Here is a 12,909-nt window from a genome sequence, read left to right on the forward strand (position 1 = left end):
GTCCGGCCTCGCTTCGCCTTTGGCGGCAGGACGGCAGGCCCCGCCAGGCTTCACCCGCCGATCAGGCCGCCGTCCTTGCGGCGGATGGCGACCACGGCGGGGCGCGGCAGAGACTCTCCGTCCGGCCAGGACGAGACTTTGTTCGGGACCAGACCGCCCTCGCCCGGATGCTGGATGGCGCAGAACAGCGTGCGGCCGTCGTCGGTGAACTCCGGCCCGCACACCTCCGCGCCGCTGGGCGCGCTGAGGAACTGGCGCAGATGGCCCCGGTGCGGCCCTTCGGTCGGAACCGCGTGCAGCGCGTCGTTCGGCGCGCCGATGCCCTCGGTCTTCGGCTGGCCGTCGGTGGCGATCCAGAGATTGCCATGGGGGTCGAAGGCGATGTTGTCCGGATAGGCGATCTTGCTGAGCGTCGAGGGGTCGGCGTAGCCGGCGTAGAAGGTGGCGGCGGTGGGGAGCCCCGCCCGGATCTCTTCCGGTTTCGTCTTCAGGTCCACGGCCGGGTCGCCGCAGAGCAGGAACACGCTCCAGCGAAAGCGGGTCGCGCCGTGGTCGCCGCCGTCCTCGACCAGCTCGATGATGTGGCCGTTCAGGTTGGCGACGCGGGGATTGGCGGCGTCGGCGCCCTTCGGCTCGCCGGGCGCGGGCCGTTTGCTGTTGTTGGTCATGGTCATGTAGACCTTGCCGCCCACCGGGTTCGGCTGCACGTCCTCGGGCCGGTCCATGGCGGTGGCGCCCACGGCGTCGGCGGCGAGCCGCGTCTTGATCAGGATCTCGCCCTGGTCGGCGAAGCGGCCCTTGAGCGCCGGATTGTCGATCGTCAGCGGCAGCCACTCGCCGGTTCCGTCGTCGTGGAACCTGGCGACATGAAGCGTCCCCTCGTCCAGCAGGCCGAAACCGGCCTTGCGGTCGGCGGGATCGAACGCGCGGCTTGAGACGAACTTGTAGACGTAGTCGAACTGCTGGTCGTCGCCGGTGTAAACCGCGACCCGGCCGTCCTTCGCCAGCGCCGTGGTGGCCGCCTCATGCTTCATGCGGCCGAGCGCGGTGCGCTTCACCGGCTGGAAGGCGGGATCGTAGGGGTCGATCTCCACCACCCAGCCGAAGCGGAACGCCTCGTGCGGCTCCTTGGTCACGTCGAACCGGTCGAAGAAGGCCTCCCAGCGCGCGGGCGACTCCTTCCTGCTGACGCCATAGCGGGCATGGACGGCTTTCAGGTCGGGGTCCTGCGCCTGTTCGGCGTTGGCGAAGTAGTAGTTGAAGTTCTCCTCGCAGGTCAGCCACGTGCCCCACGGCGTCTTGCCCCCGGAGCAGTTGTTGACCATGCCAAGCACGGTGCGGCCCTCCGGGTCGGCCGCGGTGCGCAGCAGCCGGTGGCCGGCGGCGGGGCCGGCGATGGCCATGGGGGTCGTGGCGTCGATGCGACGGTTGAAGCGCGAGCCGCGCGCCACGCGCCAGCCGTCCGGCCCCGGCGCGATCTCCACCACCGAGCCGCCGTGGGCCGCCATCTCGATCTCGGCCTGGGCGCGGTTCACGCCCGGCTCGTAAGGCGCGAACATGTCCTCGCCGCTGGTGTACTCGTGGTTCGCCACCAGCAGCAGGTTCGGGCCGCCCTCGACCGGAAACACGCCGACGAAATCGTTGTTGAAGCCGAACTGCCGCCGCTGCGCCTCGGGCGTCTGGGCGCCGGCGTCGAACTCCGGAGCGTCCTCAAACAGCGGATCGCCCCAGCGGATCAGCACCTGATGGTCGTAGCCCTCGGGCGTGATCAGACGATCCTCCTTCGACGGCGCGATCGGCGCGAAGGCGAGCGGATCGGAGCCGGCCGCCGTGGCGTCCGCGCGAACCTCCCCCGCGGTCAGCAGCACGGGAACCGCGGCGGCGCCGGCCGCGCCGGCGAGAAACGCCCGCCGATGCAGATGACGGCCAAGCACCGCGGCGAAGCTCTCGTTCGCCGGCCGCGCGCCGGCGTCGGCATGGAGGCCCGGCCGGTCCACGCCTTCGATCTCGCAGGTTTCGGCCGCGACGGCGCGGGCGCGGGCGGCTTCGGCGGCGGTCGGTCGCTGGGACATGGGCGGACAAGCCTTCGTGCGGGCGCGGAACCGCGCCACATTCTGGAACCGTTCGTATCTGCCCTGCGGAGATGTCACTGGTTTGACGTCCTGGACCGCGCTTCTTCTTGCGGGCCTGCGCGCCGCGCGGCACAAGGGGCGCGCCATGATCAACATCACCGACATCACCTGCCGCGTCGCCGGCCGCGTCCTGCTCGACAAGGCGAGCGCCTTCCTGCCCGAGGGCGCGCGCGTGGGCGTGGTCGGCCGCAACGGCACGGGCAAGACCACGCTGTTCAAAGTGCTGGCGAACGAACTCGCCCCCGACGACGGCGACGTCTCCATGCCGAAGGGCCTGCGCCTCGGGCGCGTGGCGCAGGAGGCGCCCTCCGGCCCCGAGGCGCTGATCGACGTGGTGCTCGCCGCCGACGTGGAGCGCGCGGCGCTGATGAAGGAATCGGAGACCTGCACCGACCCGGACCGCATCTCCGACATCGTGACCCGGCTGATCGACATAGACGCCTATGAGGCCCCGGCGCGGGCGGCGCGCATCCTGTCCGGCCTCGGCTTCGACGACGAGGCGCAGGCCCGCCCCTGCTCCGACTTCTCCGGCGGCTGGCGCATGCGCGTGGCGCTGGCCGCCGTGCTGTTCTCCGAGCCGGACCTGCTGCTGCTGGACGAGCCCACCAACCATCTCGACCTCGAAGGCACGCTCTGGCTGCAGGACTATCTGGCGAAGTATCCGCGCACGGTCCTCGTCATCAGCCACGACCGCGACCTGCTGAACGCGTCGGTGGACCACATCCTCCACTTCGACAACGGCAAGCTGAACGTCTGGAAGGGCAATTACGACGCCTTCGACCGCATGCGCCGCGAGAAGCTGGCGCTGGACCAGAAGGCGGCCAAGGCCCAGGACGAGGAGCGCAAGCGCCTCGAGGCCTTCATCGCCCGCTTCAAGGCCAAGGCCTCCAAAGCCACGCAGGCCCAGTCCCGCATGAAGCGGCTCGCCAAGATGCAGCCCATCACCGCGGTGGTGGAGAGCAGCGTCGTGCCGTTCCGCATCCCCGACCCGGAGCGGGAGCTGGCGCCGCCGCTGGTGGCGCTCGACGGCGTGTCGGTGGGCTACGGCGACCGCACCATCCTGCACAAGCTGAGCCTGCGCATCGACCCCGACGACCGCATCGCCCTGCTCGGCTCCAACGGCAACGGCAAATCCACCTTCGCCAAGCTGCTGGCGGGCCGCCTCGCGCCGCAGGAAGGCCGGGTCAACAAGTCCGAGAAGATGCTGGCGGGCTTCTTCGCCCAGCACCAGGTCGAGGACCTGAACGTCGACCAGAGCCCCTACGACCACATCCGCGCCAAGATGCCCACCGCGAACGAGGCGCAGGTGCGCGCCAAGACGGCGCAGATCGGCTTTCCCGCCGACAAGGCCAACACCAAGGTCGCCAAGATGTCCGGCGGCGAGAAGGCCCGCCTCGCCTTCGGCCTCGCGGTGTTCCACGCGCCGCACCTGCTCATCCTCGACGAGCCCACCAACCATCTGGACATCGACAGCCGCGAGAGCCTCGCGCAGGCGCTGAACGAATTCCCCGGCGCGGTCATCCTCGTCAGCCACGACCGCCATCTGCTCGACGCCACCGCCGACCGGCTGTGGCTGGTGGGCGACGGCGGCGTGAAGGCCTTCGACGGCGATCTCGACGACTACCGCCGCTACATCCTGTCGGACGCGGCCAAGCCGAAGAAGGCCGGCAAGGGCTCGGGCAAGTCGTCGGAGCCCGCGCCGAAGCGCCTCGACGTGGGCGCGCTGAAGAAGAAGGTGACGCAGCTCGAGGAGCTGATGGCCTCCTGCCGCGCGGAGATCGCCCGCATCGACGCCGAGCTCGAAGCCGGCGGCGGTTTTCCGGGCAAGCCCCAGAAGGCCGCGACGCTGGGCGCCAAGCGCGCCGAGTGCGAGCGCGCCATGGCGGAGGCCGAGGAGCAGTGGCTCGAGGCCAGCGCCTCGCTGGAAGAAGCCGCCGCCGCGTGACCACGCGGCCGCTCATACTCAAGCACCTGTCGCAGCCGCGACCGTGGACCGCCGCGGCCGTGATGCTGGCGGCCGCCCTCGCCTGCGCCGCGCTCACGGTCGCGGACGGCGGCTTCGGCGATCGGAGCTGGGCGCTGGTGGCGGGGGTGGTGTTCGGGATAGCGCTGCAGCGGGGCGAGCTGTCGCTGGTGCGCGCCTGGCGCGACCTGCTGATGCTGAACGACGGCCGGCAGCTTCTGGGCTTCCTCGCCGCGCTGGCGGTGGCCGCCGCGCTGACGCTGGGCGGGCTCGCGGGCCTCGGCCTGTCGCCGCCCGCCAACGCCCGCATCGGACCGGTGGACTGGCTGCTGCCGCTCGCCGCCTTCGTGTTCGGCGTGGGCTCGGTGGTGGCCCGCGGCGGCGTGATGGTGCATCTGCGCCGCCTGAGCGAAGGCTCGCTGGTGGCGGCGCCGGCGCTGATCGCCACGTTTGTCGGCTTCATGCTGGGGCTGATGAGCTGGCCGTGGAGCTGGCGCGTCGCCATCGAGCACGCGCCCCGGCCGTGGATCCCGGCCCTGCTCGGCCTCGATCTCTGGACCACGCTTGCGCTGGAGCTCGCCCTGGTCGCCGCGCTCGCCGCGCTGCTGTGGCGCCGCCGGCCCCGGCATGAGCCGGACCAGCGCCCGCTTGCGGTGCGGATTCTGGTGGAGCCCTGGCCGGCGGTCTGGGCCGGCGCGCTGCTGGGCGCGCTGGTGGCGGCCAGCTACGCCGCGGGCGAACCGCTCGGCCTGATCGCCGAATGCGCCACCGTGGCCCGCGCCCTCGCCACCGCGCTCGGCCTGACGCCCCCGCATCTGCCGGGCCTCGACGACGGCGTCGGCGGGCTGGTGATCCCGCTGATCGCCCGCATCGAGGCGAGCGAGCACGTGGTCATCGTCTTCGGCTTCCTGTTCGGCGCCTTCGCCTGCGCGGTCGCCTCCGGCCGGTTCTCGCTCACCGGCTTCGACCGGCGCGAGGCGGCGGAGATGGCGGTCGGCGGGCTGATGCTCGGCTGGGGCGCCATGACGGCGCTCGGCGCGGTCACCGGCGAGGCCATCGCCGGCGTGGCGGTCGGAGCGCTGTCCGGCTGGGTCTTCCTCGCCTTCGCCTCCCTCGGCGTCATCGCGGCCCTGAAGCTCGACCCGCGCCAGTCCGTGACCGCCCCGTCGCCCGTGCCCACGAAGGAACTGCCCGAAGACCAGAAAGACCCGCTCGGCGGCTGACGCGGCGACGGACCGAAGGCTGGAGAGGGACGATGCCCCGCTCTCGTCGGCGCGATTCGGACCGACAGCGACGCCGGTTGGTGGAAGAGAGTGGGAGTCGAACCCACCGAAGACCGTCTGACGGCCCCCTCCGGCTTTGAAGGCCGGCCGCCCCACCGGGGACGCTTCTCCTCCGAACGCGATCGGCTCACGCCTCCTGTTCCGTCACGGGCGCGCGGCGGAACAGGTCGCGGCGGCGGCTGTTGATCCGCCGTTCGTCGCCCCGGCGGATGGTGACGCCGTGACGATCGAAGAACTCGAGGATCTGTATGGCGACCTTGCGGCCGTTGTCGAGCCTGTCGCGGAACGCGGCGGCGGTGAGGACGCCGCGCGGGTCCGCGGCGGCCGCGGCGCAGGCGACCTCCACCAGCTCCGACGTCACCTCCCGCGGGAAGAAATGGTCGTGGGCGATCTCGTCCGCCTGCCCCAGCCGGCTCACCAGCTTCAGCGCGCGGCGGATGTCGGCCTCGTCCTCGCCCAGTTCGTGGGCGAGATCGCGCACCCGCGGCGGGCGGAACCGCGTGGCGCCCCCAAGCCGCGGACCGATCTCCGCCCACAGCGCCTCGTCGGCGGGCGCGAGCCGCGCCGTGTGCTCGGGCCGCCGGACCCAGGCGCCGTCCACCGCGATGGCGCCTTCGCGCTGCAGCCTGGCCAGCGCGCCGAGGAAGGCCGGCGCCGCGAGCCGCGGCTCCACCATCAGCCGCAGGCGTTCGGCGCCCACGCCCTGAAGATCGGGACTGTCGGCGTGAAAGACGGCGAGCCGGGCGGCGAGATCGGCGGCGAAAGCGTCCCAGACGTCGCGCGTCACCACCGCCGCCGCGCCCCTGGGACCGGCGAGGCGGACCAGATCGAGCGTCTCCGCCAGACGCGCGGCGGCGCCCGGCCCGAGATTGCGGTCGCGGGCGAAACCGTCGAGATCGACGGTCCCCGGCGGGACCGCCAGCAGCTCCGCCACCGCCTCCGCCGGGTCGTCCTTCGCCAGCGCCGCGAGCTGCGCCAGCCGTTCGGGCGAACGGCGGCGGCGGGCGGGAGCGCGGAGATCGAGAATGCGGCCGCCCGCGACGGTGCGCTGGCCGGAGGTGTCGCGCAGCACGAAACGGTCGAGCGCCGCCGCGGCCAGCGGCTGCTCCAGCACCAGTTGCGCGCGCACCTCCGCGCCGGGCGCGATGTGGTCGCCGTCGAGCGGGACCACCCGCGCCGCGATCTCGGCCGCGCCGTGATGCAGCCGCGCCGGCGTCCATGTGGCCATGGGCCGGGGCTCGCCCGAAAGCAGCCGGAGCGAAACGTCGATGCGCTCCGTGGGCGCGTGCAGCTCCGCGGCGCAGACCACGTCGCCGCGCCGGATGGCGTCCTTCGCGACGCCCGGCCCCGCAAGGTTCAGCGCGCAGCGCTCGCCGGGCCGGCCCTCCTCCGCGGCGCGGTTCTGGGCGTGGATGGCGCGCACCCGCGCCGTCAGGCCGGACGGCGACACGATCACCGGATCGCCCACCCGGACCACGCCGTCGCGCACCGCGCCCGTCACCACCGTGCCCGCGCCCTGCAGCGTGAAGCAGCGGTCGACCGCGAGCCGGAACCGGCCCTCCGCCGGCCGCTCCCGCGTCTGCGCGCGCAGGGCGTCGAGCTTTTCGGACAAGGCGGCCACGCCGTCGCCCGTGACGGCGGAGACGGGCAGGATGTCCGCGCCTTCAAGCCCGGTTCCCCCCAGCAGGGCCACGACTTCGCTTTCGGCCTCGGCGAGGCGCGCGGCGTCCACCAGATCGGTTTTGGTCAGCGCCACCAGCCCCCGGCGCACGCCGAGCAGGTCGACGATGGCGAGATGCTCCCGCGTCTGGGGCATGGGGCCGTCGTCGGCGGCCACCACCAGCAGCACGAGGTCGATCCCGCTCGCGCCCGCCAGCATGTTGCGCACGAAGCGTTCGTGGCCCGGCACGTCCACGAAGCCGAGCACTTGGCCGTCGGCGCGCGGCGAATAGGCGAAGCCAAGGTCGATGGAGATGCCGCGGGCCTTCTCCTCCTTCAGCCGGTCGGTCTCGACGCCGGTCAGCGCCTTCACCAGCGCCGATTTGCCATGGTCGATGTGTCCGGCGGTGCCGACGATCACGCCGCCGGCTCCTCGGCCGCGGGCAGCGGCCGGGCGGCGATGGCCTCGGCCTTCTCCGCGTCCTCCTCCGACAGCAGAGACCGCACCGGGCCGAGGAACGGCGCGGCCAGCGCGCCGCCGCCGGCGTCCGCCCGCAGCAGCCACACGTAAGCCGCCCGGCTGTCCTGCTCCACGCCCTGCCCCATGTGCAGCGCCGCGCCCAGCATGGCCTGTCCGTCCGGCTCGCCCCGGCGGGCGGCCTCGGACCACCAGCGCGCGGCCTCGACCGGATCGCGCTCCATGCCGAGCGCGTTGTGGGCGATGAGGCCGAGCCGCGTCATGGCGCTGGCCACCCCCTGCGCCGCCGCCTCCAGCGCCCAGCGCCGCGCCGCCACCGGGTCGGCGGCGACAGAACCCTGCCCCTCCAGCAGCATCCAGCTCAGCATGTCCTGCGCCGGGCCGTCGCCCTGCTCCGCCGCCGCCCGATAGAGATCGAGCGCGGCCGCGTCGTCCTGCGCCACGCCCTCGCCCTTGAAGTGCAGCGCCGCCAGATTGCGCTGGCCGAGCGGATCGCCGGCCTCGGCGGCCCGTTCCAGCCAGTTGGCCGCCTGCGTGGGATCGCGCTCCACCCCGAGCCCCTCGGCGTAGCAGGCGCCGAGGTTGGCCTGGGCGCGGGCGACGCCGTCCTCCGCCAGCGGCCGCCACAGCGCGACCGCCGTGGCGTGGTCGCCCATCTCCGCGGCGTCATAGGCCGCCTCCATCTGGTCGGCCACGTCGGGCTCGTCCGCGTCCCTGTCTTCCGCGCCCGGCGCGCCGAGGCGCGACAGCACGCGGCCGATCCAGTCCCCCATCATGCTGCGGCCTCCGCGCGGGCGCGGGCGAGCTCGGCGAGACCGGCCTCAAGCGCCGCCGCGTCGTCCATTCCGCGCAGATCGAAGATCAGCCGCTCGTCGGCGATGCGCCCGATCACGGGCGCGGCGAGCGCCCGGAACGCCGCCGCAAGCTCCAGCAGAGCGGAGCCGGACCGGCGCGCGCCCAAGGGCGCGAGCGTCAGCCCCGCGCTCGGGATCGACGCCAGCGGCAGCGCGCCGGAGCCGATCTGGCTGTGGAGCTCCGCCACCTCCACCGCGACGTCCGGGCCGACGGCGGCCTCGAAGGCGGGCTTCAGACGCGCGGCCTGCTCCTTCAGCCTCGCCGCCGGCCGGGTCAGCAGCATCAGCGTCGGCAGCCGCTCGGCCAGCCGGTCGGGGTCGCGGTAAAGCTTCAGCGTAGCCTCCAGCGCCGCGAGCCGCAGCTTGTCCAGCCGCAGCGCGCGTTTGAGCGGATTCTTCGCCAGCCGCCGGATCAGATCGGCCCGGCCGACCGCGAGCCCCGCCTGCGGCCCGCCCAGAAGCTTGTCGCCCGAGAAGGTGACCACATCCGCCCCGTCCGCCACCGCCTGCCGCACCGTGCGCTCCGGCTGCAGGCCATAGGCCGCGAGGTCCACCAGCACGCCGGAGCCGAGGTCGTCCATCAGCGGCAGGCCGCGGGCGCGGGCGAGCGGCGCCAGCTCCCGCGCCGTCACCTCTTTGGTGAAGCCCTCGATGCGGTAGTTGGACGGATGCACTTTCATCAGCAGGCCGGTGGCCGGGACGATGGCGTCTTCGTAGTCCGCGAGATGGGTGCGGTTGGTGGTTCCCACCTCCCGCAGCACGCAGCCGGCGCGCGCCATGATGGCGGGCATGCGGAACGCGCCGCCGATCTCGATCAGCTCGCCGCGGGAGACCACCGCCTCGCGGCCCTCCGCGAGCGCGTTCAATGTGAGCAGCACGGCGGCGGCGTTGTTGTTGACCGCGACCGCGTCCTCCGCGCCGGTCAGCTCCCGCAGCAGGCCGCGCACATGATCGTCGCGCTCGCCGCGTCGGCCGGTTGCCACGTCGAACTCCAGCGCGGTGGGCGAGCGCATGGCCATGGTGACGGCGGCGATCGCCTCCTCCGCCAGAAGCGCCCGGCCGAGGTTGGTGTGCAGCACCGTGCCGGTGAGGTTCAGCACGCGGCGCTGGCTCGGCGTCTCCGACGCCTCCAGCGCGGCGAGCGCGACCTGCGCCAGCCGATCCGCTGATATGTCCGCCGCCGCCCCGGCGCGCCAGGCGGCGCGGGCCTCCTCCAGCCGGGCGCGCACGCTCGCCACCGTCGCGGTCCGGCCGAAGCGCTCCTCGGCCACGCGGGCGGCGTCGGCGGCGAGCACCCGGTCGACGGCGGGAAGCGGAGGGCGGGACGAAGGCTGATCGTTCATGGGCATCCGACGCAGGGCGCGGCGCGGAGCGGCTGTCGTGCGCCCCGCAGCTTCAGGCCGATTAATACCCAAGCAGATATGGGTTGAAACCCGCCCGCGCCCAGCCGGCCTCCCGCACCTTCAGATCGAGCCCGAGCGAGGCCACGTCGTCGGCCACAGGGTCAATCGACGGCTGAAGGTGCTGGTGGAAGATTTTGACGTAAAGCCCGCAGACGTCGCAGGTTTCGGCCTTGATCGGCGTCTCGTCCTCGCGCGCCTTCACCATGGCGCCGCCGGCCAGGGTTTCGCCGTCCTCGCTCAGCGCATGGTAGCTGATCTTCTCGGTGGACTCGCAGGCCACGCATTTCACCCGCACGTGGTTCCACAGCGTTCCGCACAGCGCGCAGGAGACGTAGCGCACGCCGTGCACCGGCCCCCAGCCCACCACGAGGCTGACCGAAGGCGGCCCGCCGCAGCAGGGACAGACGCCGAGGCCCACCGGCTGGAGCCTGTCCACATCCAGCGCGGCGGCGAGGCGGGCGAAATGGGCCTGAAGCGCTGCGGCGGCGAACACATGCTCCGCCAGCGCGTCCGCGCCCGCCGCGCTGTCCAGCGCGTCGTTCAGCACCGCCTCCCGGCCCTCACGACCGCTGTCGCGCAACCGGCGCACGGCCTCCGCCGCGGGCTCCGGCATGGGGATCGCTTCAGCGTGGTCGAGCAGCCGCTCGAACGCAGCATGGACGCCGTCGTCCATGCGCGTGCGGGCGCGGTCAAGCGGCGGCATGGCGAAATCCTGCGCGCGCGCCAGCAGGTCCGGATCGGGCGCCGGCGCAGGCGGCAGTTCGGCGACGATTGCGTGCTGGGCGCGGCTCAACGCGCCCAGGAAGCGCAGATAGGCCTCCAGCGGATGACCGGGCGCGAGCGCCTCGAACCGCTCCGCCCGGTCGAGGAACAGCCGCGACGGGTCCGGCAGGACGGCGAAAACCGGCTGCGCCACGCCGCCGATGTCGGACGGCGTCGGGGCGAGTGAGGTGGGACCGGCCATGCGCATGCTCCATTCAGCCGCACGCGGCGGCGTCTCGCTTCAGCGGCGGCGGGGTCCGGCCGAAGCCGGCGCCCGCATTCCCGCCCTCGTCATATGGCGTCGGGCCTCGCCCCCGTCCAACGCCGCCAGCGCGCCTGACCGGCGAGGCCGACGCCGCGAAACGGCCGCACAGATTGATGGGCTTTAACCGCGCTCCGCTTGGCGCGCGCATCTGGCATGCCAACTTGGCCGTACCGCGCGATCATCTGGCATGCCAAATACCAACCCAGAGAATACTAGACTAAAGGATGATCCCGATGCCCACCACGATCGTTCATGCCGCCCCCGCCGAAGCCACCGGTTTCGGCGCCCTGGTCGCCCGCCTGTTCACCGAACTGACCGCGTTCTTCGAAGAGTCCGGCCGCGCCCTGCACCGCGCCCATCGCGACTACCCGTTCGGCCTCTGATCCGATCGGCGCGTCTTCACGCGGGGGCTCGCCGCCCTTTCGCGTCCAATCGAAAACAGGGCCGTCCGCTGCGCGCGGGCGGCCCTGTTCCGTTTCGCAACCGACGCCGGCCGGCGTCAGTGGTCGCCCTCGTCCTTCACCTCCGACCGCAGCCACTTGCGGTGGTGCCGCCAGGCCCAGCCGCCGGTGACCCGCCCCTGCGTCATGGCCCGCACGGTGCCCTTGACCCAGATGCCGGCGTAGATATGGACGATGATGATCAGGATCGCCCCGATCGCCGCCAGAGAGTGGGTAAGCGCCGCGAGCCTGTTGACGTTGATCGAGACCAGCCCGTGGAAATACTGGTCCCAGATCACCAGCCCCGAGGCGAGCAGCACGATCAGCAGCAGCGACGTGCCCCAGAACACCATCTTCTGACCGGCGTTGTATTTGCCGAGCTCCGGAAGATGCTCTTCCTCGCCCTTCACCACGTCGCCGATCTGGGTCATCCACCTGGTGTCGTCGCGGTTCCAGAGGTTGAGCCGCCAGAACCGGACGAACAGCACCGAGAAGCTCGCCACCAGCACCACGCCGATCCAGGGGTGGAAGGCGCGGGTGTTGGCGCCGCCGCCGAAGAGGTCGGTGAGGAAGAACAGGCTGGGGTGGAACAGCGCCAGCCCGCTCAAGGTGAGCAGCACGAAGCAGATCGCCGTGATCCAGTGGTTGACGCGGGCGGAAGCGGAGTAGCGCTTCACCTCCGTCCGCTCCACGATCAGCGGCCGGCGTTCGATCTCGATCGCCATCAGAGCGTCCTCGTCTCGGGCGTAGGCTCGGCGCCGTTCGCCTCTTCCGCCAGATCCGCCGCGTTGGCCTCGTCCGTGTCGGTGACGCGGTTGGGGCCGACGATGGTGTGGTGGAAGAAGGCCCCCACGGCCGCGAAGGCGATCGCCCCCAGCGCCAGCAGCTTCGCCCCGCCCTTCCAGGCCGAGACCAGCGGGCTGATCTGCGGGTCCTTGGGCAGGCCGGCGTAGATCTCCGGCTTGTCCAGGTGATGCAGCACGTACATCACATGGGTGCCGCCGACGCCCTGGGGATCATAGAGCCCGGCGTTGGCGAAGCCGCGGGACTTGAGGTCCACGATCCGCTGGGCCGCCTGATCCTTCATGTCCTCCTTGGTGCCGAACATGATCGCCGCCGTGGGGCAGGCCTTGGCGCAGGCCGGGCCCATGCCGACCGAGACCCGGTCGGAGCACAGCGTGCACTTGTAGGCCTTGCGGTCCACCTGGCTGATGCGCGGAATGTTGAAGGGGCAGCCCTTCACGCAATAGGCGCAGCCGATGCAGTTCTCCGACACGAAATCCACGATGCCGTTGGTGTACTGCACGATCGCGCCCGGCGAGGGGCAGGCCTTCAGGCAGCCCGGATCGGCGCAATGCATGCAGCCGTCCTTGCGGATCAGCCACTCGAAATTGCCGTTGTCCGGGTTGTCCCATTCGCTGAAGCGCATCAGCGTCCAGCTGTTGGGGGTGAGGTCGTGCGGGTTGTCGTAGACGCCCGTGTTGACCCCGACCTCCTCCTTCAGGTTGTTCCACTCCAGGCAGGCCGACTGGCACGCCTTGCAGCCGATGCATTTCGAGACGTCGATCAGCTTGGCCACCTCGAGGCCGGTCGACCGCACGGTCGGCGGCGTCGAGGTGGAGGCCGAGCGGCGCTTGATGTCGAGGGACTGGTAGGAAGCCATCTCTCAG

The 12,909-nt window shown here is 72.1% G+C and carries 10 protein-coding genes and 1 tRNA gene; 3 read left to right on the forward strand and 8 right to left on the reverse strand.

The annotated features are described in order from the left end of the window. Positions 1-50: 50 nt before the first annotated feature. Positions 51-2,072 carry a PhoX family protein gene (locus PKE85_RS04520; protein WP_271203588.1) on the reverse strand — a complete coding sequence of 674 codons (2,022 nt, stop codon included), beginning with the start codon at positions 2,070-2,072 and terminating at the stop codon, positions 51-53. Positions 2,073-2,217: 145 nt separating this feature from the next. Between PKE85_RS04520 and PKE85_RS04525 the strand changes: the two genes are divergently transcribed. Together PKE85_RS04525 and PKE85_RS04530 are read left to right on the forward strand one after the other, a co-directional pair. Beyond that, positions 2,218-4,077 (forward strand): ABC-F family ATP-binding cassette domain-containing protein, encoded by a 1,860-nt coding sequence (locus tag PKE85_RS04525; RefSeq protein WP_271204074.1) that lies wholly within the window; start codon positions 2,218-2,220, stop codon positions 4,075-4,077. Next, positions 4,074-5,318: a YeeE/YedE thiosulfate transporter family protein gene (locus PKE85_RS04530; RefSeq protein WP_271203589.1), complete on the forward strand. Its 1,245-nt coding sequence runs from the start codon at positions 4,074-4,076 to the stop codon at positions 5,316-5,318. Before PKE85_RS04525 ends, PKE85_RS04530 begins: the two co-directional genes overlap by 4 nt. A 78-nt stretch (positions 5,319-5,396) precedes the next feature. Here the strand turns inward: PKE85_RS04530 and PKE85_RS04535 are convergent. The 5 genes from PKE85_RS04535 to fdhE all read right to left on the reverse strand — a co-directional run bounded on the left by PKE85_RS04535 (position 5,397) and on the right by fdhE (position 10,736). Next, positions 5,397-5,492 (reverse strand) — tRNA-Sec (locus tag PKE85_RS04535). A 13-nt stretch (positions 5,493-5,505) separates the two neighbouring features. Then, positions 5,506-7,458, reverse strand: a complete 1,953-nt coding sequence (gene selB / locus PKE85_RS04540; RefSeq protein ID WP_271203590.1) for a selenocysteine-specific translation elongation factor — start codon at positions 7,456-7,458, stop codon at positions 5,506-5,508. Continuing rightward, a complete protein-coding gene (locus tag PKE85_RS04545) occupies positions 7,455-8,198 on the reverse strand; it encodes a tetratricopeptide repeat protein (RefSeq protein ID WP_428981324.1) in 744 nt (247 codons plus the stop codon). Before PKE85_RS04545 ends, selB begins: the two co-directional genes overlap by 4 nt. A gap of 89 nt (positions 8,199-8,287) precedes the next feature. After that, positions 8,288-9,712 (reverse strand): L-seryl-tRNA(Sec) selenium transferase, encoded by a 1,425-nt coding sequence (selA, locus tag PKE85_RS04550; RefSeq protein WP_271203592.1) that lies wholly within the window; start codon positions 9,710-9,712, stop codon positions 8,288-8,290. Positions 9,713-9,773: 61 nt separating this feature from the next. Then, complete coding sequence (gene fdhE / locus PKE85_RS04555; RefSeq protein ID WP_271203593.1) at positions 9,774-10,736, reverse strand: formate dehydrogenase accessory protein FdhE; 963 nt, start codon at positions 10,734-10,736, stop codon at positions 9,774-9,776. A gap of 296 nt (positions 10,737-11,032) precedes the next feature. On the opposite strand from fdhE, the gene PKE85_RS04560 reads away from it, so the two are divergent. Then, positions 11,033-11,182 (forward strand): hypothetical protein, encoded by a 150-nt coding sequence (locus PKE85_RS04560; protein WP_271203594.1) that lies wholly within the window; start codon positions 11,033-11,035, stop codon positions 11,180-11,182. Positions 11,183-11,298: 116 nt separating this feature from the next. Here the strand turns inward: PKE85_RS04560 and PKE85_RS04565 are convergent, their stop codons facing one another. Both PKE85_RS04565 and fdxH read right to left on the reverse strand, forming a co-directional pair. Further along, positions 11,299-11,964: a formate dehydrogenase subunit gamma gene (locus PKE85_RS04565; RefSeq protein ID WP_271203595.1), complete on the reverse strand. Its 666-nt coding sequence runs from the start codon at positions 11,962-11,964 to the stop codon at positions 11,299-11,301. After that, positions 11,964-12,902 (reverse strand): formate dehydrogenase subunit beta, encoded by a 939-nt coding sequence (gene fdxH, locus PKE85_RS04570; RefSeq protein ID WP_271203596.1) that lies wholly within the window; start codon positions 12,900-12,902, stop codon positions 11,964-11,966. Before fdxH ends, PKE85_RS04565 begins: the two co-directional genes overlap by 1 nt. Positions 12,903-12,909 lie beyond the last annotated feature (7 nt).

The sequence above is a fragment of the Methylopila jiangsuensis genome (assembly GCF_027922305.1).
GTDB lineage: Bacteria > Pseudomonadota > Alphaproteobacteria > Rhizobiales > Methylopilaceae > Methylopila > Methylopila jiangsuensis.

Excerpts from the sequence above, each read along its gene's own strand:
- fdhE (WP_271203593.1), bottom strand. The coding sequence starts at position 10,736 with ATGGCCGGTCCCACCTCACTCGCCCCGACGCCGTCCGACATCGGCGGC.
- PKE85_RS04565 (WP_271203595.1), bottom strand. The coding sequence starts at position 11,964 with ATGGCGATCGAGATCGAACGCCGGCCGCTGATCGTGGAGCGGACGGAG.
- PKE85_RS04545 (WP_428981324.1), bottom strand. The coding sequence starts at position 8,198 with ATGGAGGCGGCCTATGACGCCGCGGAGATGGGCGACCACGCCACGGCG.
- selA (WP_271203592.1), bottom strand. The coding sequence starts at position 9,712 with ATGAACGATCAGCCTTCGTCCCGCCCTCCGCTTCCCGCCGTCGACCGG.
- PKE85_RS04520 (WP_271203588.1), bottom strand. The coding sequence starts at position 2,072 with ATGTCCCAGCGACCGACCGCCGCCGAAGCCGCCCGCGCCCGCGCCGTC.
- PKE85_RS04560 (WP_271203594.1), top strand. The coding sequence starts at position 11,033 with ATGCCCACCACGATCGTTCATGCCGCCCCCGCCGAAGCCACCGGTTTC.
- fdxH (WP_271203596.1), bottom strand. The coding sequence starts at position 12,902 with ATGGCTTCCTACCAGTCCCTCGACATCAAGCGCCGCTCGGCCTCCACC.
- PKE85_RS04525 (WP_271204074.1), top strand. The coding sequence starts at position 2,218 with ATGATCAACATCACCGACATCACCTGCCGCGTCGCCGGCCGCGTCCTG.